Source organism: Allorhodopirellula solitaria (assembly GCF_007859855.1).
GTDB classification, from domain to species: Bacteria; Planctomycetota; Planctomycetia; order Pirellulales; family Pirellulaceae; genus Rhodopirellula; species Rhodopirellula solitaria.
In genome coordinates this window covers 233,478-259,367 of the sequence record NZ_SJPK01000001.1, presented here as the reverse complement: position 1 = coordinate 259,367, position 25,890 = coordinate 233,478, and the positions used below count along the sequence as shown (strand labels likewise).

Annotated in this window: 17 protein-coding genes; 6 read left to right on the top strand and 11 right to left on the bottom strand. The window is 59.1% G+C overall.

Features of this window, described 5'->3' with window-relative positions; translation table 11 throughout:
• Window positions 1-35: 35 nt before the first annotated feature.
• Complete coding sequence (locus CA85_RS01030) at window positions 36-1,049, bottom strand: hypothetical protein (protein ID WP_246112385.1); 1,014 nt, start codon at window positions 1,047-1,049, stop codon at window positions 36-38.
• A 545-nt stretch (window positions 1,050-1,594) separates the two neighbouring features.
• Between CA85_RS01030 and CA85_RS01025 the strand changes: the two genes are divergently transcribed.
• Window positions 1,595-3,418 carry a hypothetical protein gene (locus CA85_RS01025; RefSeq protein WP_146389344.1) on the top strand — a complete coding sequence of 608 codons (1,824 nt, stop codon included), beginning with the start codon at window positions 1,595-1,597 and terminating at the stop codon, window positions 3,416-3,418.
• 810 nt (window positions 3,419-4,228) lie between these two features.
• On the opposite strand, the gene CA85_RS01020 is transcribed toward CA85_RS01025, so the two are convergent.
• Complete coding sequence (locus CA85_RS01020) at window positions 4,229-5,350, bottom strand: SPFH domain-containing protein (protein ID WP_146389342.1); 1,122 nt, start codon at window positions 5,348-5,350, stop codon at window positions 4,229-4,231.
• 106 nt (window positions 5,351-5,456) lie between these two features.
• On the bottom strand, window positions 5,457-7,292 hold the full coding sequence (locus tag CA85_RS01015; protein WP_146389340.1) for a TIGR03960 family B12-binding radical SAM protein: 1,836 nt from the start codon (window positions 7,290-7,292) through the stop codon (window positions 5,457-5,459).
• Between the two features lie 216 nt (window positions 7,293-7,508).
• On the opposite strand from CA85_RS01015, the gene nirD reads away from it, so the two are divergent.
• The gene (gene nirD / locus CA85_RS01010) at window positions 7,509-7,838 is read left to right on the top strand and encodes a nitrite reductase small subunit NirD (RefSeq protein ID WP_146389881.1); all 330 of its coding nucleotides are present in this window, start codon (window positions 7,509-7,511) and stop codon (window positions 7,836-7,838) included.
• On the opposite strand, the gene CA85_RS01005 is transcribed toward nirD, so the two are convergent.
• Together CA85_RS01005 and CA85_RS01000 are read right to left on the bottom strand one after the other, a co-directional pair.
• On the bottom strand, window positions 7,835-8,788 hold the full coding sequence (locus tag CA85_RS01005) for a sulfite exporter TauE/SafE family protein (RefSeq protein ID WP_146389338.1): 954 nt from the start codon (window positions 8,786-8,788) through the stop codon (window positions 7,835-7,837). The two genes, nirD and CA85_RS01005, sit on opposite strands and share 4 nt — an antisense overlap.
• A gap of 44 nt (window positions 8,789-8,832) precedes the next feature.
• A complete protein-coding gene (locus CA85_RS01000; protein WP_146389337.1) occupies window positions 8,833-9,264 on the bottom strand; it encodes a bis(5'-nucleosyl)-tetraphosphatase in 432 nt (143 codons plus the stop codon).
• A gap of 101 nt (window positions 9,265-9,365) precedes the next feature.
• Between CA85_RS01000 and CA85_RS00995 the strand changes: the two genes are divergently transcribed.
• From CA85_RS00995 to glnD, 3 genes are all read left to right on the top strand, one after another.
• Window positions 9,366-10,019 carry a cob(I)yrinic acid a,c-diamide adenosyltransferase gene (locus CA85_RS00995; protein WP_146389335.1) on the top strand — a complete coding sequence of 218 codons (654 nt, stop codon included), beginning with the start codon at window positions 9,366-9,368 and terminating at the stop codon, window positions 10,017-10,019.
• 167 nt (window positions 10,020-10,186) lie between these two features.
• Entirely contained in the window at window positions 10,187-10,525 is a 339-nt protein-coding gene (locus tag CA85_RS00990; RefSeq protein WP_146389333.1) for a P-II family nitrogen regulator, read from the top strand.
• Between the two features lie 19 nt (window positions 10,526-10,544).
• Window positions 10,545-13,196, top strand: a complete 2,652-nt coding sequence (gene glnD, locus CA85_RS00985) for a [protein-PII] uridylyltransferase (protein ID WP_246112384.1) — start codon at window positions 10,545-10,547, stop codon at window positions 13,194-13,196.
• Here the strand turns inward: glnD and CA85_RS00980 are convergent.
• From CA85_RS00980 to CA85_RS24670, 5 genes are all read right to left on the bottom strand, one after another.
• Window positions 13,142-14,692, bottom strand: a complete 1,551-nt coding sequence (locus CA85_RS00980; RefSeq protein WP_186774674.1) for a GMC family oxidoreductase — start codon at window positions 14,690-14,692, stop codon at window positions 13,142-13,144. The genes glnD and CA85_RS00980 overlap by 55 nt on opposite strands.
• A 10-nt stretch (window positions 14,693-14,702) precedes the next feature.
• On the bottom strand, window positions 14,703-16,535 hold the full coding sequence (locus CA85_RS00975; protein ID WP_246112383.1) for a UbiD family decarboxylase: 1,833 nt from the start codon (window positions 16,533-16,535) through the stop codon (window positions 14,703-14,705).
• A gap of 4 nt (window positions 16,536-16,539) precedes the next feature.
• Complete coding sequence (locus CA85_RS00970) at window positions 16,540-17,271, bottom strand: 3-keto-disaccharide hydrolase (RefSeq protein WP_146389324.1); 732 nt, start codon at window positions 17,269-17,271, stop codon at window positions 16,540-16,542.
• Between the two features lie 364 nt (window positions 17,272-17,635).
• Window positions 17,636-18,541: a DUF6655 family protein gene (locus tag CA85_RS00965; protein ID WP_246112382.1), complete on the bottom strand. Its 906-nt coding sequence runs from the start codon at window positions 18,539-18,541 to the stop codon at window positions 17,636-17,638.
• Window positions 18,542-18,917: 376 nt separating this feature from the next.
• The gene (locus tag CA85_RS24670; protein ID WP_186774673.1) at window positions 18,918-20,255 is read right to left on the bottom strand and encodes a hypothetical protein; all 1,338 of its coding nucleotides are present in this window, start codon (window positions 20,253-20,255) and stop codon (window positions 18,918-18,920) included.
• Between the two features lie 270 nt (window positions 20,256-20,525).
• Here CA85_RS24670 and CA85_RS00955 point away from each other — a divergent pair, with 270 nt between their 5' ends.
• Complete coding sequence (locus CA85_RS00955) at window positions 20,526-23,993, top strand: mechanosensitive ion channel domain-containing protein (protein ID WP_146389320.1); 3,468 nt, start codon at window positions 20,526-20,528, stop codon at window positions 23,991-23,993.
• Here CA85_RS00955 and CA85_RS00950 read toward each other — a convergent pair.
• Window positions 23,990-25,855, bottom strand: a complete 1,866-nt coding sequence (locus CA85_RS00950; RefSeq protein WP_146389318.1) for a Gfo/Idh/MocA family protein — start codon at window positions 25,853-25,855, stop codon at window positions 23,990-23,992. The genes CA85_RS00955 and CA85_RS00950 overlap by 4 nt on opposite strands.
• Between the last annotated feature and the right edge of the window lie 35 nt (window positions 25,856-25,890).

Here is a 25,890-nt window from a genome sequence, read left to right as displayed (position 1 = left end):
TCCCAACGGAGAACACGTGCGCCGGCTTACCGATCCTAACGCTGGGTTCGCGTCGAACGCCCGGCAGTCTGGATGCCGCCTTTGGGGCGTAGCAAAAACACCTTGGGGTCATCGATAATGAACGAGGTGCTCCATCGGCGACCATCGTCGGCGCTACAGATGTTGTAGAAGAACGTCCGCATCCGCTCAGCTTGGTAGCTATATGGGAACTGGCTCGTGATGTAGTCTTCTTCGTTGAGGTCTTCGACACCCGGAGAAGCGTAGTAGTGAACCATGCCGTCGGGCGTAACGCTCATGCCGAGCGTCCACCAACCGGTCACCGTGATCTGCGGGCCGCGGAAATCGCCGCCGTTCTTGTTGCTGCGGATGCGGAGATAGGCGTAATCGTTTTCGCTGCCGGTTTGATCCTTGCTTTCAAACTCGATGAACATGCCGGGCCAGTAGATCTCGTTGCCGAGTTCTTCCACTTTCCGCTTGAAAAGGCCGACTTCCTTTTCGATCATGGCCGTTGTTTCGAGGCCCAGGCGAAATCCGAAGTGCGGTCCCGAACGATTTTCCCACTCGGCGACGGGCGGTAGGAAAATCCGTGTCGTCACGCTGGGGGCTTCCGAGATATCAATGCGACGTCGCAGCCGATTGTGCACGTTGCAAATAAAGTCGTCCTGGTGCATGGTGCCGCTAGCTCGTCCGGGAATGCCCGTGAACTTGCTCCGCAGGAGCATGGAGCCCTGGCTGCCGGGCAATCCCCCCGGTGGTGTGGCGACGCGTTGGACCACATCGGGATGCCCTCGCTTGATGCCTTCGTACCAGCGGCCGTTGCTGCTCTTGCCGAGGGGGCCGCGTTGGTTTTTGTCGATGTCTTCGGTGCTTTTGGGATTATTGGGCAGGTATCGCCACTGTTCATCCTCAAAGTCATCGGCGACGCCGAGTAGCTCGATACCGGTCCCTGGCACGACCGGCCGCTGCGCATCGGCTTGCTCCGCCACCGTTGTTGAGACCACGCAAACCAGGCACGCCATCAGAGCTTTCCAGCAGTTCATCCGCTTCATGATATTCCGTCACTTCCGTTTCAAAAACGTTGAAATGGACACGACAGGCTGTCAGCAACCGCTGTTGCCGCCCTGAGAAAACGCAACGCTGGACGCGCACAGCGCCCAGCGAATACTCCTGTCGTGACGGAGGCCCCCCTCCAACCCTTGTCCATCGGAATATCGGCAGCCCAACTCGATTCAAAGCGACCGACAAACTGCGAATTAACGCTGTAACCGTTACGAACGGTCCGATTGGGGCGACCCGGGCAGGCCTGAGAGAGAAAAAACGAAGAAAACCGATCCAGCAATTTTTCTTCGGACTAGGATCCAATGAGACGGGCGGCTGACGCGACTGACAGCTTGATCGTGACCGCATGATAATCCGCGTCCCCCCGTGCGAGGCGGGGTCGGTTCCTTGGAATCGGCCCCGCTTTTTTCATGGGCTTTGTGGTCGGCACCGAGCGATTTTCGTTGACGGCGGGCTAGTCCTCGGTGAATAATGGGGATTGCACCGCAGGTCGCTCCGGTGGCCTCCGTTCTTCTCTCTTCTCGCAGGTGATGCGTTGCCTTCGCACAACGAATACTCAACCGTCTCAAGTTCCCACCGCTCAACCCGCCGCCAAGCGTCGGCTGCCCCCGCCTCGGCGGCGATCGCAGCCGCCTGCTGGGGACGGGACCGTTCTCGCAACGGGGCCGTTCGATTGTGGTGGACGATGGCGTTTGCCGTGGCCGCTTGGTGCCTTCTCTCCGGGGTCGCCACGGCTCAGAAATATGAAACCTATCAACTCGACAAGAGATTCGAGTCGTTCAAGGATCCCAAGAAGGCAGGGGAACTCGAACGGACGGTCAGCCAGCTGAAAATGGCTCGCGATTTGAGCAATCTGAACAGTCGCACGCCGGCAATGGCAAAGTTCTATTTGGAGGAGTACATCCCTTGGAAACTCACTCAAAAAGAGAACCTGCCCGAACTGAGCAAGACGATTGAAGAACTGCTCAAAGATCTCGAAGGGGCCCAGCGAATGTCCAGTGCTGGCACACGGACGCTCTTGGCAGGCACGTTCGTCGGCATGAAAAAGATCGCCGAAGGCAACTACATGCCCGCCGCCCGGATCAACGCGATCAACGCCCTGGCACGACTCAATTCGCGTCCGCTGGATATCGCTGCGGGACGGCCGCCGCTGCCGCTGAGCTATAGCTATCCCGTTCTGTTCAAGCTCTACGCCGATGAGAGCGAGAACGATGGCGTGCGGGCCGCCGCTCTGCATGGCATGCACCACTACGTCGAGTTTGCGTTCCCAGCGATCAAGGGCGACGATAGGCAGGCTCTCATCGATGAAATGAACGAACTACTCGCGGCCCAGCCGCCTGGATCACGCAACCCCGAAGCGCACGCTTACTTGCAGCGATTCGCGGTCGATATCCTCAATACCCTCCGGGCCCCCGATGACGCGTCGCTCGGGACGCAGTTGTTTAGCATCAGTACGTCGGAGGCGCAGCCTGATTTGATCGCGCTTTATTCTGCGTCCAAGCTCGGTGGATTGGATGCTGGGTTGCAAGGCAAAGTCGACGATCCAGAAGAAGTGACCAAGCAGTGGTCATTACGAGCTTTCAACGCAGTCGAGTCCGAGCTCGCGCGATTCGCGTCGCAAACACCGCCGCCAGCCTCCTCACCGCAACCGCCGAATCCGATCACGTTTCTGCAGAAGAGCGAGACCACCCGTGACCGCGAACGCTCTCAGCGCGCTGGCGGACGCGGCAGCATGGCAGGTGGCGGTGCGATGGATAGCTCCTATGGTTCGATGGACCAATACGGTGAGATGGACATGATGGGCGGCTCGATGGATGGCAGCATGATGGACAGTGCCTACGAAGGGATGGATGCCTACGGCGGCATGGACATGATGGGATCAGGGGGAATGATGGGAATGGGGATGATGCCTCAGGCTCCGCCCCAACCACCCGAGGTCAGTCTCTCTCGCCGCAAGTTGAGCTTCGTGTTGCAACAGCTGCTGCGTGGAGCCACTGGGTCGCCCAAGGGCGAAATTGGAGAGACACCAGGCGGCTTGATCGCTGCTGTCGAGGAACCCCAGCGTGCAGCCGTGCAAGAGTGGGTCGACAGCATGCTCGCTGTTGTCGAAGCACTCAATGACAAGACACTCTCGGACCTCGAACTCTGGACCGAGGCCTTGGAAGGCCAGCGACCCGCACTCGGGGCCTTGGCAGGTGTCGATGTCGGCCCGATCGAAGATCCCGACGCGATCGATACCCGCCCACTGCTGCCCCTGCCAGGCATGGGCGGCCCGGCACCAGCGGAGCTGCCCGGAGAACTCCCCGCTGGGCTCCCTGCCGAAGCCGCGACGCTGCCTGGTTTGCCAGCAACGGAATAGTGATCTGCGCGCCGGTCCCAAAGGTGTCGTTGAGGTACTCGGCCAGTTGTTGCTGGGCGATTGCTTCACCGTGCAGGTTGTCGCATCTGGTGGTGTTCGCTTGCGCTCAAACCATCGGCTATTTTCTAAAACGCCGTCGGCGTACAGCAACTTGTGGGTAAAGGACAGCTCATCGCCTCCTGTTGATCAACCACAAGTATCCCGAAAGGGATGATAGAAAATAGGCTCATCCGACGGAAGCGTGCGCGGAGCACAGGGGGAAGGTTCTTCTAGGCATGGCTCTAGTATCCAATAATCTTACACAAATGCGTCCCTGACGAACGAATGTCCGCCAGGGACCGGCAACACCAATGGCGTACCATCGACCGAGATATCCCTTGCCAAGCCCGCACCTCTGCAGAGCTCGGCTCCGTTTCTCCCGGCAGCTCCAGTCTAACATCCACTATCACCTCCGACAAATCAATCATTGGATACTGGAGCCACGCCTCCAAAACCTCCAGCGCACGCTTCCGTCGGATGAGCCAGAAAATAGCCGTAGGTTAGCGCAGCGCCACCTACGATTGTTCGTTGAAGATGGAGCGTCGACCCCGAGGTGGGTCGCAGACCTCGTCGTGAATGATCTTCAACCCCCTTCGGGGTTGGCTCGCGTGTTTTGCGGCGTTTCCGGTGGTGTTCGCTTACGCTCAAACCACCGGCTATTTTCTTCAACGCCTTCGCCGTACGAAGACTTGTGGCTAATGAACAGCTCGTCGCCTCGCCCACTACGGGAACGCATTCGCGAAATTCGCCGCTTGTTGGGTCGCGTGCTGTTTAGGAGGCCGGGGGCGGAGGCGGTGGTGTGGCGGTACTGAGAGAATTGGCCAGTGCTGGGATGGTTGAGGCCGGCGACCATGATGCCATTCCTGCGGACCAGAGCATGGTTTGTCCATTGACCTCTCCACTGGCGATTCCCGAGCGAATCTGATCACTTGAAAACGGCCCCTTGCTCTCGCCACCGGCCGCCACGTACCACGCTTCGGTGGGCGGTGGTGGTGGTGATCCAGAACCAGCTGCTGCACCTGGAATGGCTCCTTGGCCGGCCCCCGGCATCATGCGATTGGCCATCGCAACACCGAGTCCGAGGCCTAATCCCTCGGCGGCTCCTCCGCCGCCACCGCCCTCGGCAGCCGACGTCATCGCTTGGCCCATCTGGTACTGTTGATAGCGGTTCAGGTCACCCAAGACGCCCATGCTGGTGCGCGCATCAAGTGCTTTCTCAACCGACTCGGGGAAGGAGATATTGACGATGAACAATTGCGGGCAATCCAACCCATATTCATCATCAATTCGTTCCACAACTCTCTCGCGGAGGGTGGCAGCGAGTTGTTCGTAGTTGCTTGCCAAGTCGAGAGCGGCGATCTGGGAGCTGCCGATCAGATCCGCGAAGGTGCTCTGGATCACCGAACGCATCAACGTATTGACATCATCGGCGCCGAACTCGCCGTTAGTGCCTACGACTTCTTGGAGAAGGGCTTTCGGATCGACTGCCTTGAGCGTGTAGGTGCCGAAGGCGCGGATGCGGATGGGGCCGAACTCGGGATCACGCAACATGATCGGATTGGGGGTTCCCCACTTCAGATCCGTCAGCTGACGTGTGCTGACAAAGTAAACTTCCGCTTTGAAAGGGCTCTCAAACCCATACTTCCAGCCCTGCAGCGTCGACATCACCGGCATGTTTGCCGTCGTCAGTTCAAAATGCCCCGGGGGATAGACATCGGCGATCTCGCCTTGGTAGACGAAAACGGCGACTTGGCCAGGGCGTACGATTAGTTGGGCCCCGTTTTTGATCTCGTTATCGTGTCGTGGAAATCGCCACATCAAGGTGTGATGCGAGTCATCAATCCACTCGATGATGTCGATCAACTCGGACCGAATCATGTCAAATAATCCCATGTGGATTCCTTCATTGGGGTGGTGTCAGGAGACGGGAACGAACTGGGCTAGCGCGTCATGAGTATAAGGCATGACACGCCGTTTCGGGGATGCGTGCGGACGGATTTCAGACGGCGCCCGCCATGTCAGTGAGCTGGATGCCGGCGCGGGTCTGCTCTTTCTCGAGGTAAGCCCGGCCAAATTTCACGTTGACGTGATCCCAGGGCAGTTTGTCGAGCAGTTCATATTTTTGATGAACGATCGCGTTCACATCGAGCCCCGCGTCGGCGATCGCCGTCCACCAGCGTTCTGGGTCGAGGTGTTCGGTCCAGCCATCCATGCGGGCGCCACGTTCCCAGGCCAAGCGGATGGCGTGCCCGGTCCGGCGGTCACCCCGGCTGAGCACTCCCTCGAGCAGGCTGGTTTCGATGTCGTGACACTTGATGTTCACGCTGCGAATTTGCCGTCGACGATAGAGGTAGCTGTGTGCCCACTGAAAATACTCGCGTGATTGCATCCCGTTCCACTGGTAGGGCGTGTGAGCCTTGGGAACGAAGTTCGAAACGCTGGCAGTCACGCGGGCATTGCGACCATTGACCTCTTTCCCTACCGTGGCAATGGTCTCCGCCAGATCGACGATACCATCGAGGTCGACTTGCCGTTCACCCGGCAGGCCGCACATGAAGTACAGCTTGACGCTTTCGAATCCATTTTCGAATGCCGCCCGGCACCCGTCGATCAAATCGCTGTTCTTGATCTTCTTGCGAATTTGTTCCCGCATGTCATCGCGAGCTACCTCGGGCGCGAGCGTCAGGGAGCGTCGTCGATCGCTGCCGATCAATTCGGGCAAACTGCGTAATTGATCGTTGACCCGCAGGCTCGGTACGGTGATGTTGACGCCGAGCGGGCGGAAGACCTCGTGCAGGCGACGGATCAAGGGTTCGAAATGGGGGTAGTCGCTGCTCGAGAGCGACAGCACACTGATTTCGTTGTACCCAGTGTTGCGGTAGCTCTCCAGTGCCGCATCAACGATCGTGTCGACTTCACGAATCCGCAGCGGCCGTTTGATGACCGTGCTCTGACAAAACCGGCAGAGGTGCGGGCAGCCACGCATGATTTCGATCGCGATGCGGTCGTGGACACACTTGACATACGGCACGATCGGGGCGGTGGGCAGCGGTGTGCCGTCGAGATCGGAGATGACACTCGGAGCGATCGTTTCGGGGACGTCACTGCGCGTACGAGTGAGCGACGCGATGCGATCGTCGGAGTATTCCGGGCTGTAGAATCGAGGGACGTAGGCGAACGGCAGGTCCGCTGCGATCTTGGCCAACGCCTCGCTACGCTGGCGGCGGCCCTCCTCCCCACTAGCGTAGCTCCCGTCGTCTTGACGAGCGGCCTCTCGCAGTTCCAGCCAGGCGTCGCAGATTGCAGGGAGGGCTGGCTCGCCATCGCCCGTGATCATCACGTCAAAGTAATCCGCCATCGGCTCGGGGTTTTGGCAGCAGGGCCCGCCCGCCACTAGCAACGGATCGGCCATCGTGCGATCCTCGGCCTCCAAGGGGATGCCGCCCAGATCGATCATTGTCAGGACGTTGGGAGAGCTGATCTCATACTGCAGCGACAATCCGACCACGTCGAACTCGCTCAAGGGCGTGAACGTTTCGAGCGAGTACAACGGCACGTCGTACTCGCGGAGCTTCGCTTCCATGTCCGGCCACGGCGTGAAAACACGCTCGGCGCACCAATCCTCGCGGCGATTGATCAACGAATAGAGCACCTGCAACCCGTGGTGACTCATCCCGATCGTATAGGCATCGGGGAATCCAATCGCCAAGCGGCCGCGCAGTCCCGCGTGGTCCTTGATCACAATATTGCGTTCACCGCCCACGTACTGGGCTGGCATCTGAACGTGGGGTAGGATCCGCGATTCGAGTTTGCGTTTGAGTGCGTGATTGATCATGACGATCTGTTGGGATAGGGTCTAAGACGATGGTTTGCCGACTCCGTCGGTCCGGAACAGGCGTCTCCCCGGACGAGCGAATCGTGCAGCGTTCATTCGTGGATGCTCCGCAGGCTCTAGGATAAGGGTTCGGTGCAAAGGCAACCACCGCCAGGATGTTAGCGAGCATGACCGTTATCTGGTCCACCACACGAAAAACCACGATCCGGAGTGATGATGAGCGAGTACGAAAGCGTTGGAAAAGTCACGGATTTTGAGGATAACGTGGGCCGTGCGGTCGCCATCAAAAATCGCATGGTCGCGATCTTTCGCAAGGGAGACCAGTGGTATGCCATCGATGACATGTGCCCGCACATGGGGGCGTCCCTAGCCGAAGGCTATGTCGATGAGAACACGGTTACCTGCCCTTGGCACGCATGGCGATTCTGTATCACCGACGGTACGTGGGAGGACAATCCGCGGACCAAAGTCGATTGTTTCGATGTGAAAGTGGAGGACGGCGAAGTCTGGCTGCGTGAGAAACCCGCTGAGTCCCCCGACACCTAGCGATACTGGTCGTGGCAATCGGCGCAGGATTGGCTGATCTCGCCGACGACGCCGCGAACCGCCTCGAAGTCCTGACGCTCGATCGCCGTCACGACCGACCGTGCTGACGTGGTCATCGCGTAACTCAGGATGGCGTAATCGTCATCTTCGGCATCGTCCATTCCGTCTTTCTTGAGGATCTCGCCGACCATCGCGATTAGCTCCGCGTTCTTTCGGATCGTGTCGACGTTTTCTTCGGTCGACGCGGCATCGGTGGACTCGTCACCGAGTTGATCCAAGAGTTGTTCGAGGTACTCCATGAGGGGCGAGCGGTCGACGATCATCGACCAATCGTTGTCCTCATCGCTCGGTTTGGCTGCGGATATCCCAGAGCCCGATACGAGATCCTGCAGATCGGCTTTACGAAGTTGTGCCTCGTTGAAAACGGGGGTGGAGCCCGCGGCGCAATTTCTGGCGGTTTTGGCGACCAGATCCCGAGCGGTTTTCGCGTCCTCTTTCCATCGCACGTCACCGGAGTATTCCGAGAGCACGGCGAACAGCGAAGCCAAAACGGAGAGTTGGAGGCGGGCATCTTGATAGCCGCCACTGTTGAACGCTCCCGGTGTCGTCAAACCTCCATCGAACTGCAGCTTCACCCGTTTGACTTCGTTTTCGAGTGAGAGCGGTGAAATGAGTTTGCTCCAGAGTTGGGTTTTTCCGTCGCCTTCCTCGGTGGAGGCTGCTTCGGCTTTCGCCATCGCCGCCGCTGCCTCGAGTTCCTGCAGACTCGACAACGTGGGCCGCTCGCCCTGAAAGGCTGTCGACATATCGGGAAAAAATACTCGCGACGTCACCGCTTGGTCAAATTCGGGCGGCCGAGCCCGTTGTTGCTGCGCCGAAGCGGACCCGACCCCGACCGCAATCAGGGGGAGAGCGAGTGCCAGTGAAAAGCATCGGAATCGAAACTGCATGAGAAAGCGGGGGGGCGATGAAGTGAGGTCCAATGGCAAACCGATCAGCAGGAACTGTGGTGCGCGGCGACCGCTGCGAGCAGAGGATCGATCGTTTGAGATTGGATGTGATGAGGAGGCGACCATGCGAACCACTCGAACGAGTCATGCTCGCTGACGTCGATTCTAACAACATCAGGCACGTATGCCAAAAAGTACCGGACATTCTTATCGAAGACTCTTTTGGGATGCTTTCGATAACTGACCTGATAGCGGAGGTCGAAGCGAAATTGGTCGTCAAACCGGCAGGCCAGCGGATCGATTCCGGTTTCCTCCTGCAACTCACGTTGAGCGGCTTCCAAATACGTTTCGTCCCCGTCGCAGTGGCCTTTGGGCAGGTCCCAGCGGTCAGGGTGCCGCATCAGCAGGAACCGAGGCTGCGACGTTTCGGTTAGCACCAGCACACCGGCCGCTCGGACGAGATCAACTTGGGACATGGTTTTCAGGCGAAGGGTGTTTTCAGGCAAAGGGTAACCGGTGGTGCCTCGGCGGCCGATCGATCGGGTCACGATCGCCAGAGTTATGGTACCATTCGCCCATGAAAATATACACACGCAGCGGAGATGGCGGCACGACGGGGCTGTTCGGCGGCCCCCGAGTTCGGAAGGATGATGCGCGGATCGAAGCCTACGGGACCGTCGACGAACTCAACGCGATCCTAGGCTGCATTCGGAGCGTCTTGGATGCCACGCGGGCGGAGAATGATGGAGCGGCTGGGGCCGACGGGGTGGCGGAGACTGTTGCCGCGCTGACACATTTCGACGCTTGTTTTTCCCTCATCCAGCACGAACTGTTTTCGCTCGGCGCCGAATTGGCGTCCCCACGCCCGGCCGAATTCGACTTGCAAGTGATCGGGGAGGCACAGATTGAGCGACTGGAGGGTTGGATCGATGAATCCGAGAGTCGACTGGCCCCGCTGAAACAATTCATCCTGCCCGGCGGTTCCGCACTCGCGTCGCACGTCCACGTCGCCCGTGCGGTTTGTCGACGCAGTGAACGACGCGTGATTACTTTGGCCGAGACGACCGCCGCGGAAGCACCCGTCCGCGTTAGTTTGATTGTTTATTTGAACCGGCTGAGCGACTGGTTCTTTGTGGTTTCCCGGGACATCAACCGAGTGCTCGGACGGCCCGATCAGCCCTGGGTAAAACCGCAGGTCGCAGGGAACGCGAAAGACGCTACGTCGGTGTAGCGCAAATGGGAGTATCCTGTTTCTCTGAATCCAACATCCTCGTAGGATTGGAAGTCGCTCATGCCTGCTACCCAATTTCCCTACCGAGCGTGTAGAATAGTCTTGGGCACCGACGATCATCGGACCCATCTCACGCACATTTGTTACTTCCGCCGGAGCCCTCTGCCGTGAAAAAAGTCGAAGCCATCGTTCGCCACTTCAAGCTCGAAGACGTCAAAAACGCGTTGACTGAGCAAGGCATCCAAGGCATGACCGTTAGTGAAGTCCGTGGATTCGGTCGCCAAAAAGGTCATACGGAAATTTACCGGGGCACCGAGTACGCCATCGATTTCGTCCCCAAGGTCAAGATCGAGGTTGTTTGCACGAGCGAGAATCTGCAGACAGTCATCGATGCAATCTTGCAGACGGCTCAAACGGGCCAAATCGGCGACGGGAAGATTTTTGTTACCGATCTCGAAGACTCGATCCGGATTCGTACCGGTGAACGAGGCGAAGAGGCACTCTAGACTGTCTGAGATCCAATCTGTGACGAATCCTGATTCGTTTTCATCGGCGATTCGATATCGGGATCAGCTCAGTGAAGGGCGTGCTCGCCTAGACACTCGATTTCATGCCGGTCTGCCAAGCGTGCAAACGTCGACGGCGCTCAGCGATCTGTATGACCAGATCGTATCGAAAATTTTCGCTCAATCTCTCCAGCAGGCCGAGACGAGCGGGGTGAACCCGCGGTATCTCAAGCGGTTCGCGTTGGTGGCTCATGGGGGTTACGGCCGACGCGATCTTTCACCTTACAGTGACGCCGATTTGATGTTGCTCACCCCGCGTGTGGCCACTGCGGCGGCAGCACCGGTGGCGGGTAGCTTGGTGCGAGATCTGACCGACGCCAGCATGGATGTGGGGTTTTCGGTGCGGACGCCCGCCGAAGCCCTGTCTCTGGCTTGGGCGGATCCGAAGATTTACTCTTCGCTGACCGAGTCCCGTCTACTCTGCGGTAGTGAGTCCACGTTCGGCAGCTTTTTCGAGCGGTTTCGCAGCGGTGCGAAGCGACGCTGGAAATCACTCAACAAGAAAGTGATCCAGGCGCGAATGGAAGAACGCCACCGCTGGGGCGAGACGATCTATTTGCTCCGCCCGAACGTGAAACGCTCGCGGGGCGGCCTCCGAGACATCCAGCTCGTGCGCTGGCTCGGTTTCGCTACCCACGGCCAAACCGATCTCACCCAACTGCATCGACTCGGGGCACTCTCGAGTGAGGACCTGCAAACACTTCTGCGGGCACATGGGTTCCTCCTGCGGCTGCGGCACGAACTGCATTTCCGGACCAAACGCAGCCAGGATGTATTGGACCGACCGACGCAGATGGAGATCGCTCGCGACTGGGGATACTACGGCCGGACGGGCGTCCTGCCCGTAGAAGACTTCATGCAGGACTACTTTGAGCACACCCGCTCGGTGCGATATGTCTCCGGGTTTTTCGACGCCGATCATCGGGCTCAATCACGGGCCGCCATGGCGGTCGAACGGATGTTATCGCATCGGGTCGAAGATCGAATTCGCATCGGACCCACTCAGGTCTGGGTCGACTCCAAAAACCTAGATGAGTTCGCGGCGAGCCTTCCTGATGTGCTGCGCTTGATGCAGCTCGCCAATGAAAACCAACGCTGGATCGCACACCCCACCTGGCAGGCGATTCGGCAAACGATGCTCGAACGCCCGCCAAGTCCGCCGGATCCGACCAGTGTGAAGGCATTTCTGGGGCTGCTCAGTCAACCCGGTCGGTTGGCGCATCTGCTCCGCCGGCTTCATGAACTGCGAATTATCGAACAACTGATCCCCGCGATGCGGCGGTGTCGCGGTCTGCTGCAGTTCAACGCTTACCACAAGTTCACGGTGGATGCCCATTGCATCGGAGCCGTCGAGGCGGCCACGGATTTCGCCGATCAAGATAGTGTGATGGGGCGGCGTTATCGCCGGATCAAAGACAAAACACTGCTACACCTCGCGCTGCTGATTCACGATCTCGGCAAAGGGTACGACGAAGACCATAGCGAGGTAGGATTTCGGATCGCCGGGGAGGTCGCCGACGCGTTTGAGCTTCAGCCAAGTCAAAAGGAAACCCTGCAGTGGCTCATCCATCGGCATCTCCTGATGACCACTGTCGCTTTTCGACACGACCTGAATGACCCCGATGTCGTCCATGGTTTTGCAGCGGAGGTTGGGTCGGTTCGACGCCTTGAACTTCTGCTCGTCCATAGCGTTGCTGACCTGATTGCGGTCGGCCCAGATGTGCTAACAGACTGGAAGATGAATCTCATCGAGGATCTGTATATTCGCACGCGGCGCTACTTTGAAACCGGGAACCTGCCGGGCGAGAACGATCCTGAACTGGATTCGCACCGCGACGAGATCATCGACTTGGTGCAAGCGAGCAGCGACGGTGACTCAGCGATGGAACTCGCCCGCGATCTGCCGCTATCCCTTCTTCGCCACCGCAGCAGTGAAGAGATCGCTGGGGAACTGATCGAGGTCGGCAAGTGGCTCGGTGAGGACAAGGGTTGCTACTGCGCCTGCTTGGTGGCGCCCGAAGGAAACGAGGTTCGCTACAACGTCGTTGTCAGGCAGGGTGAACGCCGCATTGGTACGTTCGCGCGAATCACCAGCGCCCTGTATTCCTGTGGCTTGGCGATCTATCGAGCCAGTATCGAGACGGTCGGTGAAGACCTGCTGTGGGATTCATTCTGGGTCAGCGACCCCGATTACGCCAACGACCCGCCACCCAATCGCATCGATCAAGTATGCCGGGTAATTTGTGAGGCGCTCGACCGCCCCGACACTCCTATTCGCACGGCTCGTAAGGTCTGGATGACGAAGGACGATAGCGAACCAGAGAGCGTGTTGTTGTTGCCGACCAAAATTGTCTTCGACAACGATACCTTCGATCACCAAACGATTCTCTCGTTATTCACCTACGATCGTCCTGGTCTGCTCGCTGACGTCACCACCGTTTTGGCTGCCGAAGACGTTTCTATTCAGTTCGCCAAAATCGATACCCACCTCGATCAAATTGCCGACGTGTTCTATATCACCAATGCCGCGTCCGAGCCTATCCTCGATGGCGAGTATCAGGCACGTATCCGAGAATCGATGTTAGAAGTGCTCAACCGCTCACCCGCATAACAGGCGATCGTTGCTAGCACGGCGGTCGGGTTGCCAACCGTTGGACAGGGGAGGAGTGAGGCGTCGACGATTGACAGCCCGTCGACCCCGTGCACCTGAAACTCAGGACTGGTGACGGCGTGACTGATCTCATGACCCAGTGCACATGTCCCGCCGGGATGGTAGAGCGTCTGGGCGTAGCGGGCGATCGCTGCGAGAATTCGCGCGTCGTCTAGCCGCCGTTTGCCAGGAACCCGTTCGGCATCCCATCCTCCGGCCTGAGCGATCTGGCGTGCCCACCGCACCCCGTCGGGCAGCGACGCCACGTCGGCTGGATCGCTCATGTAATTGCTATGTAGATCCATCGGCGCGTCGGGCGCATCGCGATGGGGTGCAATCCATCCACGCGAAAGGGGGCGGGTCAGCTGCACGCCGAGCGTGACCGCAGACGCAGCGGTGCCCTGCGGATAGCGAAGGTAGTCCGTTGGTGTCACGTGCAGTTGAAACTTTGCATCAGGGTCGAAACCACCGCACTCGGCGATGTTCGATGCCAGTGGTCCCGTGCCCTCTCGTTCCCACTGCTCCACCTCGCCTGCCTGCGGTGCCCCCGGCAAAAACGCGGGCGATTCACGGTCATAGATCACGGGCATGATCAAGTGGTCGTGCAGGTTTCGCCCCACTTGCATGGACGCGATCCGCGGAGCCACCCCGGCCTCGGCGAGCAACTCGGGGGAGCCAATCCCACTCCGCATCAAAAGCGCGGGGGATGCTAGTGCTCCGAGACAACTGATCAATCGCGCGTCGTCACCCAACCTCACCGTGCGACGATCGCGACCGTCGTGCAACGTCACGCTCCGCACTCGCTCACGCTCGACCGCGACACTTGCTGCCGCCGCTCGGACGCAGTTCAGCCGCGCTGCATGCTCAAAATGGTTCTGCAGAGCATCGATGAGCAGTTGCTCGGTCGTCCAGCGGCGGCCGTTGCGATTGATCCGTCGATAGGCTGAGAACTCACCGAGGTCTCGGCGATCACGCAGCGCTGCGAGGACCTGCTGCGAGGGCGGGCTGAGGTATCGCGGCGACTCCACTGCGATCAATTCGCTCGCCCGCTGCCACGCGTTCTCCAAACGATCCGGCTGTAAACCCGCGAGCGTCAAGCTTTGGAAGTCGTCAGCGTGCGGTGGTACCCAAATCATGGCGTTGATCCGTCCGCTGCCACCGAGCCCGCGACCGCGCGGCCAGGTGATGGCCCGACCAGCGAGGCCAGAGTTGGGCATCGTGATGTGCGAGTCATCGTCCGTCGAGCCCAGCAGGTGCAGCCACCGAGCAGGCTGGCTGCGGTCGATCGCATTCTCGTCCTGGCGCCCTCCCGCTTCGATGATCCAGACCGGACGGTCGCCGCGTTGCAACAATTCGTGCGCGAGCAAGCAGCCGCATACACCGCCGCCCAAAATCACATCGCCATCGAAGTGGTCGGGGGCATCAGCCAGTGCAGTGGCGTCAATCTTGTCGTGCATCCTTCGCGTCCTACAGATACTTGGCCAACGCGTCGCCACGTGTCGCTCGCGCATCCACCTTGGCGGTCGTTTGCCGATCTTCGATCAATGGCGGCGCATGGTGCGGTTTGACACGAGCATCGATCAATAGTGGCCCGCGACATCCCCAGTGCTTGTCGAGGACGAACTCATCGACACCTCCCACGTCCATCGCCGGGTTGCTGCGAGTGAAGGTGGTCCATAACCAATTCTTCAAATCGGCCGCTGCGAACTCCGCGTCATCGCACAGCGTGATCAAGGGGAACGTTTGGGTGTCGGGTTGAGACGAAAGAGCGGTACTCAGTTCGCTGCGGTCGCCGCCGCGCTCGGGCCGATCAAAGGCAGGTGCAGTGATGGCGAGCACGCCGGGCATCACGATTTTTGCGCCCGTAAATCCGTCGGGTAGGCGGAGGTTCGCCGGTAATTCGGTCGGTAAGTCACGCCGCGGACGGCCGGTCGCGGCGATCACAGCTTTCGAACCTTGATTGAGGCCAGTGCCCGAATAGTCGAGCGTATCGATCGTCGTGCGTGTTTGGAAATGCAGATCCCGCCGCCAATCCACTCGTCGGAGCATGTGCTGCAGGAACTGGCCAATCTCGTGGATGTCGAGCTCACCGCCGGGGTCGTCGGTGATCCACAAGTACTTCGCCAACGACAGTTGTCCATTGCCGAGAATCGCATTGGCCTGTGTAAGTAACTCCTGCGGTTCTTGGGCGTCGAGGTAGGGCATGTATCGCTCGCTGCCAATGGCCAAGAGCAACGGGTGCACGCCCGCGGCATCGACCGCGTGTACCGCTCGGACGCCTGGGATCACCGTCGGGATAATCGGATCGGTCAACTCGTGGATCAGTTGTCCAAACGTCGTGTCCTCCTGCGGCGGTCGGCCGACGACGGTGAACGGCCACACCGCGTCATCACGATGCCAGACATGTTCCACTTTCATGAACGGAAAGGGGTGTTGCAGCGAGTAATAGCCCAGGTGATCGCCGAATGGGCCTTCGGGCATCGTCGCCCGCGGGTCGATCCGGCCGACGATGGCAAAATCGGCATCGGCGGCAACGGGGGCGTGATCGCCCTGTACCATCCGCATCCGACGACCTGCCAATGCTCCGGCAAAGGTCAGCTCGGTGAGCCCCTCGGGCAGCGGCATCACAGCGGCCAACGTCATTGCCGGCGGGCCGCCGACGGTGATCGCCACGGGCAGTTCCTCACCGCGTGCGATCGCCTCGCGATGATGCACTCCGATACCCCGGTGAATCTGATAGTGCAGCCCCACCTGGGACTGCGGGTCATATTCGTTGCCCGACAATTGCACCCGGTACATGCCCAGGTTCGCACGCATCAAGTTGTCCCGGTCTCCCGGATCCGTCGTGAGGACCTGCGGCAAGGTGACGAACGCGCCACCATCCTCGGGCCAACATTTCAGCTGCGGCAGATCCGGCAGCGAACACGAATTGGCCATCACGGCACCACGACGCACCCGTTTGGGAAGCATCCGCATCGCCGTGGAGGGAATCCCCGCATATCGCAGCGGATGTTTCGGGAGTGCCGCGGGATCGAGCTTCACTTCGATCAGACGCCGTACTGCCTCGAGGGTGCTGCGAAAGAGATAACGCGCCTGATCGAGTGAACCGAAGAGGTTCGACGCCATCGGAAACCGACAGCCACGCACGTTGGTAAACAGCAGCCCAGGGCCGCCGTTGGAGTAAACACGCCGCTGGATCTCAGCGATCTCCAGATGCGGGTCCACTTCGTCGGTGACCTCGATCAATCGATGGTCACGACGCAAGTCTTCGACAACGTCTCGGGTGCTACGATGCTTCAACGGACTACAGCGAACGGAAGCGGATGTCTTTGTATTCCGCCCACATCGCTTTGCCCGCGTGCAGCTGCAAGCCCAATACGCCATCGCTCAGGGCTTGCTCGGGCGAATCGGTGAAGTCGAGGATCAAACGCCCGTTGAGGTAGTGTTGAATATGGCGACCCTTGGCAACGATTCGCACCTCATTCCAATCGTTCAAATGGAAGAGTTCCTTGAACTCATCCGCTGTGATCAAAGTTTCGAGCACTTTTTTCTTGCCATCTTCCTGAACGGCTTTCTCACCGACCAAACAGATCCGGCCGCGTCCGAGCCCCTCGCCGTAGATGAATCCCGACACGTTGGGGAAATTGATTTCGTTGCGGATTTCATGTTGATAGCCCTTGAGCGACCACTTGTTCCGAGCATTCTTGCTCGTGTTGTGCGTCGACCGATACTGAATTCCGGAGTTGTTTGTGGCGTTGCAGCGGAAGGACAGTTGCAGCTCAAAATCGGCGGTATTGCCGCCTTGCCAGATCAAGAACGTATTGCCGCTGGCTTTGTTTTCGGCCGTGGTTTCGCCGTGGATGACGCCGTCGCGAACCGACCACAGCCGCTCGTCACCGCTCCAGCCTTCGAGGTCTTCCCCGTTGAAGATCGATTGGGCGTCCGACGAGGGCGTTGTTGCCGTTGGTCCATCGGCGAGAACGGGGGCTGCGGCAAACAGAAGCAAGAAACCGGCAAGACTGATTTCACGAATCATCGAGGACTCCAGCGAATTATTGAGGTGGGAGGGTGAATATGAGGCGCGTGAAAGCGAAAGCCTTCACGTGCTCGCAAGGGAGCGATCGCGTACGTACGCTCAGGCGTATCCTAGTTTAACCACGCCGCAACGCCATCCCACCACCGCAAAACGCCACCGATTTTACTACCCGTGGCCCCTCGCCATCGACCGGTAGCCCCTCTGCCGGGAGCAGCTTTCAGCCGCCGAGCCGCCGTCTGCCAAAGCACTCTCAGCAATACAGGTCGTCGAGCAAACCGCGACCACGGCGTGGGGTTCGATGGGTTGCGGAGAATCGCGGCGTTGGTGGCTGGAGGGTTGCCGCGGACGCCGATGTGCGCTGGCTTCAGCGTGAGGCCGATTCGGATGGCTCTGCCATCTCGCTTGCGATCATCGGCGGCAGTTCGTCGCCAGGCACCAATCCGGTTCCGGGGATCATCCCGCGACTCGGACTCTCAGAGGCTTCCAACACTGGCCATCCAGCGTCAAATCGGGTCTCAGCGGTGTAGTCGACCGGCGGACGTTCAAAGGATTCCGGCGGTGAGCCAGTTTCGCTACGACCAAAATGCACCAGGTTGCTGCCCGCCAACCGGGTTTCATTGCGAATCGAGCCTGCTTGGAATGGTCCGACTCCCATCACCCAGGTATCCCGCGCGGTCGAGCGTGACTGGCTGATTCCCGATTGCCAGACGGCGTGACGTGTTTCGCGATTGTAAGCGAATGCCGCAATCTTAGCGGCGCTTTCCCGATTGTCACGGCGTGCGAGTGCGATCTCCGGTAGCGGTGGAAGGCTCGGTGTTCCCGGCACCAAGCTGGCGGCAGTACCGAGTGCATTGTTTTCCGGGATGCCGTAGGTCACACGGTGGTCATCAGCTCCGAGGGTGCCGATCCGAGCCTCGATGATTATGTCCGCATCCTCTTTCTTATCCTGCATCAAGCATCCAGCGGCCATGATCTGCTGTCGCAGCGAACTGGTGACGTAGTCCGCATTGACGAACAGGTCACCTTTGACCGATTTCAGGTAGCTCGTATCGAGAAACACCTTCTGTCTGCTCAGCGGCCGGAAATCGATCGTCGAAACGCTGCGGTCGACCGCGTCGGATAGCAATAACTGTTGGGTGGCCAACTGCTCATTCGTCGTCCCACAGCCCACCAGTGCGACTATCAGCAACGATAGCAGCAGTGAAAACACGCCTTGGCGGGCGAGTTCGTTTTCACAGCAAGATAATGGGACAGTTGGATGCAGACGCACGGGTGGCACGTGAACGGCAGCAGTTCACTCTCTCGCGGAAAATCGGGGTGAGCGATCGTCGTCACGGTCCTGCCAGGATCCCATCGCCGACGATCGGCCGAGTCAACGATTCGGCGGTTGCACTCATAGCAGGTTTCCTCGCGATCTCGCAAGTTCGATTGTCGAACCAAGCGATGGGCTGAGGTCCAGAGGGCCTGATTTCTCGAGGGCCTAGTGGTCTGTCACGACTTATTCTTAGGGTAGTGGACGAGGCGACGAGTCCTGAACTGGCGTCAAATCCAAGGACTCGTCGCCTCGTCCACTACGATCAACCCTAACTTTTAACTGTGACAGACCATTAGTTTCCCGATGATCTGATTTCTCGAGGTGCGGGCAATCATTGCCCCTGAGAGTCTGGGGGCGTGCCGCTACGCAGTAAGCGTCGCAGTCGGGTTTCTCGATTGAAGTGCTGCACGTCGTTCGGATTTGCCACGGTCGGCAATCGGGCGGGGCGACGAGGTCGGGACCCATCATCAGCAGCTGGCTCGGTCGCTTTCGGGGCCTGCACGGAATCCGAGACTTCGGTTCGATGCGCTTCTTGAACTTCCGTAGAGAAGTAATTTGACTTCGGGCTGGCGAGCGAGGATGCGACGTGGGCGGGGTGGATCGGGTTGAGCGTCGGGAGCGGCGAGCCAGCCTTCGTTGAGAAATCGGATGTTTCCTCGAGTGCTGGGGTGGTCGCTTCGGACGCCTCCTGCGAACGATCGTCCACCGTGGCAATCCATTGGCTAAGTGTTTCTACCAAGGAGCCTTCGTATTCGGCGATGGGTGGTTTTCCGGGCGCCGCACCGCCATGTGCAGTGGTCGCCATTTGGATCAATCGGCTTTGCATGGGAGCATCGGGCTCGCACAGTGGTACGGTCGCATGGAAGTTGGCCAAGCTACCAGGCTGGGTGACTCGCACGGCGCCACCGGGCGGCAAGACGAGGTGCCAGGACGTTTCCACGCCAGACTGGGCATGATGGCACTGGGAGCAGCGCGCCATCAGGATGGGTTGAACTTTGGCTGTGAAGGGGTGCAGTGCTACGGGAACCGATGACGCGTGGATCCGAGGCTCTGTGTACGAAGCGCTGGAAACATGACTCGTTTCCAAATTGCCCGTCGGCAAATCGCCCGTCGCCAGTTCGGTATGACTGACGCTCTGCAGTTCGATGCCGCGATCCGCTGGACTTTCCATGCCTGCTGTCGCGACCGAGTGGACGGGCGTCTGCGTCGACTCTGGTGATTGCTCGAGTAAACGGCGTAAGCGATTCTCTAGCTGGATCGCAATCGGATGGTCGGGGACGACCGCATAAACGCTCATCAGCGCCTCGGTCGCGTGGGCTGGCATGTCATTGTCGATGCACCACCGAACGTCGTCGATTCGTTGCGAAACCGTCGCTGGCGAGCGTCGATGTTGAGACCGAATTCTAGCCTGATAGAGACTGGGCATGTCGTCGGCGACAGCGATGACCTGGGACGAACGAAGGGTTAGCTCAGCTTCGTTGCCCCGCCGCAGGATAACGGATTGGCCTTGGCGAAACACGGTGCCCGTCAGCACGTGAGCGTTGTCGAGCAGAACGTACTGAGTTTGAGGACCGCTGGGCGAGGCCGGTTGGGCCGACACGCGGTTCCAGCCCCAAAAGCAGAACCCCATGCATAGAGCGATGCCGAGGCAGCAGCGATGATTCAGCATGGAGAATTCAGTGGAGGAACGGTAGGAAACGAAGGACTTGCCCATGCTGAGAACGGCTACCAGATGCAGCGCACCAGAATCAATAGCGATCCGGCTGCATTTGATCTTTCGACCAGCTGGCTCGATATCGGACACTCACCGACATAGAGCCACTCGAGGAAATCCTTTGCCAGGAAATCCTGTCGCCTCCCTTTTGCGTCGCACCCCGACGGCCTGAGTCCGCAGGTAGTTTGCGGCGCAGGCCTCGATCGTCGCCCATACACCGATTCCATGAAGTCACTCCACTGCACGGCCGTTTCCCTGCTCCTGCTTCTGTGCTGCAGCGGTGGCGATGCGCTGTCCCAGTCGCCGGGGCAACCGCAACCCTCGGCGCAGAGTTCCACCGGGCAACCTCCGCCCTTCGTTGCCGTGGAGGAGGACGACGACACGCAGACTTCCGATGCCGAGGCGGCCGATACAAATCCAGCCGACACCAAACAGACGCCGTTGAGGAATGCTAAAGCGGTCGCGGCAGAGATCGAACGAATCAACAGCGACAGTTCGATTGATCCTCACCAACGCGAACTCCTGCTCGCCGCACTCCAGGACCTGGCTGCGGTCTACGCGGACCAACGCGTGGTCGCCAATGCTTTGGCAGGTGTCCAGAAGTCGCTTGAGAATATTGAGACCGACAAACAGACTGCCCAACGCGAATCCGAAAAACCGCTGGACGAGCTCGAACCGATCAATGATCGGTACCTCTCGATTGAAGAGGTCAAGCAAAGCGAACTGCAGGCGACCACCAGCTTGACCGAGGCTCGCGAGCGGTTACAAAAAATCGACGCCGCTCTGGCATCGCGGACGACACGACTGGAAAAACTAGCGATCGATATTTCAGCGCTGCGGCGCGAGATCGAGACCTTAGAGGCGTCATCTGTCGGCAAATTCAATGACGACCCGGACGGTCAACTGCGTGCGGTGCATGAATCACTGCGCGACGCCAAGCTGGCTACGTCCAAAGAGCGACTCACCCTATTGCTGCAAGAAAAACTGCTCGTGGAGGCTCAGGCTGACCTGCTGCCACTGCAGAGAACGGCGGGCCAACGCAGGGTGCGGCAGGCGGAGGTGATCTACGATCTGTGGTCGAGCCTGTTGAAGGATCGTCGCCAGAGTCAAATCAAACAGGACCTGCAGCAGTACGAAAAGTCCATTAACGACGCAGGCGGCGATCCTAACTCTTCCCAGGTGCTGCGTCAGGGAGATCTTTGGGTGGAAATCATTGGTGACACCGATCAAGCCGATCGGAGTTTGGCCAAGGAGAAACTCGAAACCGACAAATGGTCCGCACAACTCGCTGAGACCGAGTCTCAAATCGCCCAAGCCAAACGCAGTGGCGAACGTTTCACAAACAGCATGGGGCTGCAGCTCCAGTTGATGGACAGTCAGTTACCCTCGCTCACGAGTATTCTCGCCCGCATCGAAGCAATCGACAAGCTGATTGAGGAACGCCGGGTCCTGCAGCGACAACTCGAACTCACGCTTCAAGGCACCGACAATTCGCTGGCCGGAGAGTTGCCGATGGAGTTCTTCTCCGATCGCGTCCTGCTCGGCAACGATCGGGGATTCAAGCACCTGCCGAGTGCCGAGTCGGCACTCTTAGAGAAGTTCATTGGCGATCTGCAGACGCATCTCAATAAACTTGCGGAACGACGCCGTGAACTCGAGAGCCTCCGAGAGGCGGTCACCGAACTCAGCCAGTTGATCGATTCTCATGTGATTTGGATTCGGAACGAAGCTGTCTTCCGCTTCGCCGATATCCCATTGGCGTGGAAAGCATTTCGTTGGATGGTCCGGCCTCAGTACATCCGCTTGCTGTCGACGAGGATGGGAGAGGGCTTCTGGTATTACCCTCAGCTTATCCTGATCGCCCTGTTTGCGTTAGCAACGGCTACCTTTCTCGGGACTCGATTGCGGCGACGCATCATCGAACTGGGCAAGAAGGCGTCCAGTCGCCAAAACCTTTCGCTTCGCCCGACGTTCGCCACGTTGCTGTGGTCGTTCGTACTGATGTTACCCATCGTCGTGTTGCTATGGGTCGGCAGCGAGGCTCTGGCGAAATCGCCGCGGGGCGAACCGATTGTCCGCGCGGTCTCACATGCCCTCGCAATCGCAGCAATCGCGGTGGCGCCGATTGAACTGCTACGCCAATGGCTGCGTCCCGAAGGGCTCGCCATCGCCCACTTCCAAACCGATGCCGATTCCATTTCCGGCCTGCGGCGGTGGCTAAGAATTCTGATCGACATCGGCCTCCCACTGCTGGTGCTCTATGTCACGGCATCGCATTTGGGACGCTACCAACTCACCGAAGCGCTCAGCCGCGTGACGCTGATGGCCGGCATGGTGCTGCTCAGTGTCGTGCTATGGCGAACGCTGGAGCCTGAAAGAGGAATCTTCTCGGTCGCAATCCGGGACAAGCCCAATGGTTGGTTAGCGCGATTGAAGAACATTTGGTTCCTACCCATCGTGTGGACACCGATCGTGTTTGCGATCGTTTCTATCATGGGCTTTGGCAGTGCCGCCGAGGTTCTGATCCGGCAGTTCTATCTCACGTTCTGTCTCGTAATGACAACGTACTTCATGAGCGGTGCGATGCGCCGATGGTTATTGACCCAACGACGCCGCCTCGCCTGGGCGATCCATCGCGAGCGATTGGAACAGTCCGAGCGGCTCGGCCAGACCGGTGTGGATGTGGAGCCCTTGGCGAGTCTGGAAGCCTCTGAAATCAATGCGCAAACGACGCATCTGATCAGCACGTTTCTCGCTATTGGGACCCTCTTCGGCGTTGCGTGGATTTGGTCGCCCGTCCTGCCTGTGGTGGGATACCTCGACGCGATTCACTTGTGGGGGAGCGTTGATGCCAAAGGAGAAATCAGCTACATCACCCTCGCCGACCTTGTCAAAACGATTCCCATCGTCGTGCTGACTTGGGCGTCGGTCCGAAACCTCCCGGGTCTGATTGAAGGAGTGTTATTGGAGCGACTGCCGATCGAGAAACCGGTGCGATACGCCATCACCACACTGGGGACGTATCTGCTGATGTTCATCGGTTTGACGATGGCCGCGAAGACTCTCGGGCTGCGATGGGACAATATTCAGTGGCTCGTGGCCGCTCTCGGAGTGGGCTTGGGCTTCGGCTTGCAGGAGATCTTCGCGAACTTCGTCAGCGGTTTGATTCTCCTGTTTGAGCAACCCATCCGCGTCGGCGACGTCGTGACGCTGGGCGACACGACAGGCGTGGTCGCCCGCATTCAAATGCGGGCAACGACCGTTACCAACTGGGACCGCCAGGAACTCATCATCCCCAACAAAGACCTAATCACGGGGCGTTTGATCAATTGGACATTGACCGATACCACCAACCGCATCGTGATCGACGTCGGCGTTGCCTATGGTAGCAATACCGAGCATGCCTGCGAATTGCTCCACCAGGTCTGCCGCGAGAGCGAACTGATCTCCAAAGATCCTGAGCCAGTCGTGACGTTCGAAGGTTTCGGCGACTCGTCCCTCAATCTTGTTCTCCGGTGCTACCTCGCCGACCTGGAGAACCGCTTGAACTCGATCCACGAGTTGCACACTCTGATCAATCAAACGTTCCAAGCCGAGGGAATCGAGATCGCATTCCCTCAGCGAGACTTGCACCTCCGATCAATGCCTCCGGAATTGACGAAGGCACTGCTCAACGGGACTTCGCAAGCCTAGGCGACCGGCTTCTTCATGAATTCCGTTTCCGCAGCGATGTCGCTGTCATCGGGAGTGGCGTCGTGATCGACGTCAAACCACTCCTCTTCGAACTTCATGTAGCCGCTTTCGCCCCGATCGGCGCGGGCAAAGGCGACGTTCGTTCCCAGTGCGATAACAGCATCGCCCATGGCCACAGCGGGATAGCAGCGGGGGTGATTTTCCGGGTCTGGGTTGCGGATGCAGTATGCCCAGTGCTCGATTTCTTCTTGATAGCCCCGGCTGACCGGGCCCGACGTTGCGGCCTGAGCGACGGGGGCGGCGAAATCACCTGAGGCGGAAGTATCGAGGGCGTAGCCACCGGTTTTCTTGGAGACGCCGGCTTTGCTGCTCGTGTCGCTATCGCGGTACAGGTAAACGTCGGTTTCCTTGTCCATGACCAAAGTCCCTTTGGACCCCATCACGACCTCGCCCCACCCGCCGAAACCGTTTCCATTGATCGATGAATAAGTCACAACGATCTTTTTGTTTGGATCGGACTGGTAGCCCGGAATCGGTTCGAGCTGTTCGTAGCCGTTCTTGACCTTCTTCGACTTCGGATAGTCTTCGACTCGGTCGTAGTACCCAACGTCGAAGGATGCGGGGTACTCAGGTCCAGGGAATTCATACATGCAGTACACATGATCGCGGACCTCACGATCGAGCGGCATGATCTCCCGGCCACCGACGGCGTGCACGGTCAACGGATGGACTTTTTTGCCATCGTCACGCAGCGAGCTGAGGAAGATGCTGACTGCATCGAGTTGGTGTGATCCCAGTTCGGCCATCAGGCCGGCGCCGGTGCGTTGGAACAATCGCCAGCGGTGGAGTTCTTCCTCGGCTGAAAACATTTTGTCGCCGACCGAGAAGTCCTGGTAACCGAATTCCCTCGGATCGACGCTCTTGTCTGCGTCCCAGGCGCTGAACAGCGCGACCTCTTGCTGCAGACGCACGATTTCATCGGGATCCTTCGCTTCCTTGAGAGCGTTTTGGCGGTACCTCAGATCGCTGGCGATGCGATCGAAAGTGCCCCGGTTGCCCGCCATTTCCTCACCACCGGGAATCGGCATCGACCAGCTGTCAGCACCCGGCAGGTTGCCGCGGTGCCACTGGGCGCGAATGTGGTGCAGTTGTCCTAGCAAACCCCAGCGGATCAGGTTGACCGCGTTTTCGTACTTGATGTTGTAGTGACGCTGGTGACCGGTGGCCAAATGCAGCGGGTTGCCGTTTTTGTCCTTGAGCTCGGCTGCCATCCGCGACATCACCTTGCACTGGGCCACGTTGCGGGCCATCAGTTTCTCTGTCAGCACGTGCAGACCACGCTCCATCGCTTGGGCAGCGACAGGGGCGTGCAACCACAGCGGCAACGCAATGATGACCGCTTCGATATCTGGATCGTCCAAGCACTCCGTGATGCCGCCGGTGGTGCTGCCATCGTAAACCTTCACGTTCCTCCTGGCTTCGGCTTCGTCTTTGTAGCCGGCGATATTGATCAGTCCCGGCCGCCGTTTGAGAGCCGATGAGCTGGACCAATCGCCGTGAAAGGCGCGATGCTGACCGAAGGGGCGGATGTCGCAGATGGCTTTGACGTCGATGTACTCGGGGTTGCACCCGCCAATCAAAACGTTGCCCTCATCACCAGTACCGATGACCGCGACACGCACGGGGTCGGCAATCTTTTCGTAGCCGAAATAGGCTGCTCCGACTCCGGCACCGCCGACGGCACCCGCCGCCACGACGCCGCGTAAGAAGTCTCGACGGTTGACGTCGTAGTAACTGCCCACGGCGTTGTAATAATTCGATTCGCCAACGTCACGTTGGTCTTGAGAGAGCTTGTCAACCATGGCAGTAAAGGTCCCGTGGGAGTGTTGCTAGAGGT

What these genes read in the sequence shown, in the direction of transcription:
- CA85_RS01030 (WP_246112385.1), bottom strand. Translation starts at nt 1,049, where the DNA reads ATGAAGCGGATGAACTGCTGGAAAGCTCTGATGGCGTGCCTGGTTTGC.
- CA85_RS01020 (WP_146389342.1), bottom strand. Translation starts at nt 5,350, where the DNA reads ATGGGATTATTTGACATGATTCGGTCCGAGTTGATCGACATCATCGAG.
- CA85_RS01015 (WP_146389340.1), bottom strand. Translation starts at nt 7,292, where the DNA reads ATGATCAATCACGCACTCAAACGCAAACTCGAATCGCGGATCCTACCC.
- nirD (WP_146389881.1), top strand. Translation starts at nt 7,509, where the DNA reads ATGAGCGAGTACGAAAGCGTTGGAAAAGTCACGGATTTTGAGGATAAC.
- CA85_RS01005 (WP_146389338.1), bottom strand. Translation starts at nt 8,788, where the DNA reads ATGCAGTTTCGATTCCGATGCTTTTCACTGGCACTCGCTCTCCCCCTG.
- CA85_RS01000 (WP_146389337.1), bottom strand. Translation starts at nt 9,264, where the DNA reads ATGTCCCAAGTTGATCTCGTCCGAGCGGCCGGTGTGCTGGTGCTAACC.
- CA85_RS00995 (WP_146389335.1), top strand. Translation starts at nt 9,366, where the DNA reads ATGAAAATATACACACGCAGCGGAGATGGCGGCACGACGGGGCTGTTC.
- CA85_RS00980 (WP_186774674.1), bottom strand. Translation starts at nt 14,692, where the DNA reads ATGCACGACAAGATTGACGCCACTGCACTGGCTGATGCCCCCGACCAC.
- CA85_RS00970 (WP_146389324.1), bottom strand. Translation starts at nt 17,271, where the DNA reads ATGATTCGTGAAATCAGTCTTGCCGGTTTCTTGCTTCTGTTTGCCGCA.
- CA85_RS24670 (WP_186774673.1), bottom strand. Translation starts at nt 20,255, where the DNA reads ATGCTGAATCATCGCTGCTGCCTCGGCATCGCTCTATGCATGGGGTTC.
- CA85_RS00955 (WP_146389320.1), top strand. Translation starts at nt 20,526, where the DNA reads ATGAAGTCACTCCACTGCACGGCCGTTTCCCTGCTCCTGCTTCTGTGC.
- CA85_RS00950 (WP_146389318.1), bottom strand. Translation starts at nt 25,855, where the DNA reads ATGGTTGACAAGCTCTCTCAAGACCAACGTGACGTTGGCGAATCGAAT.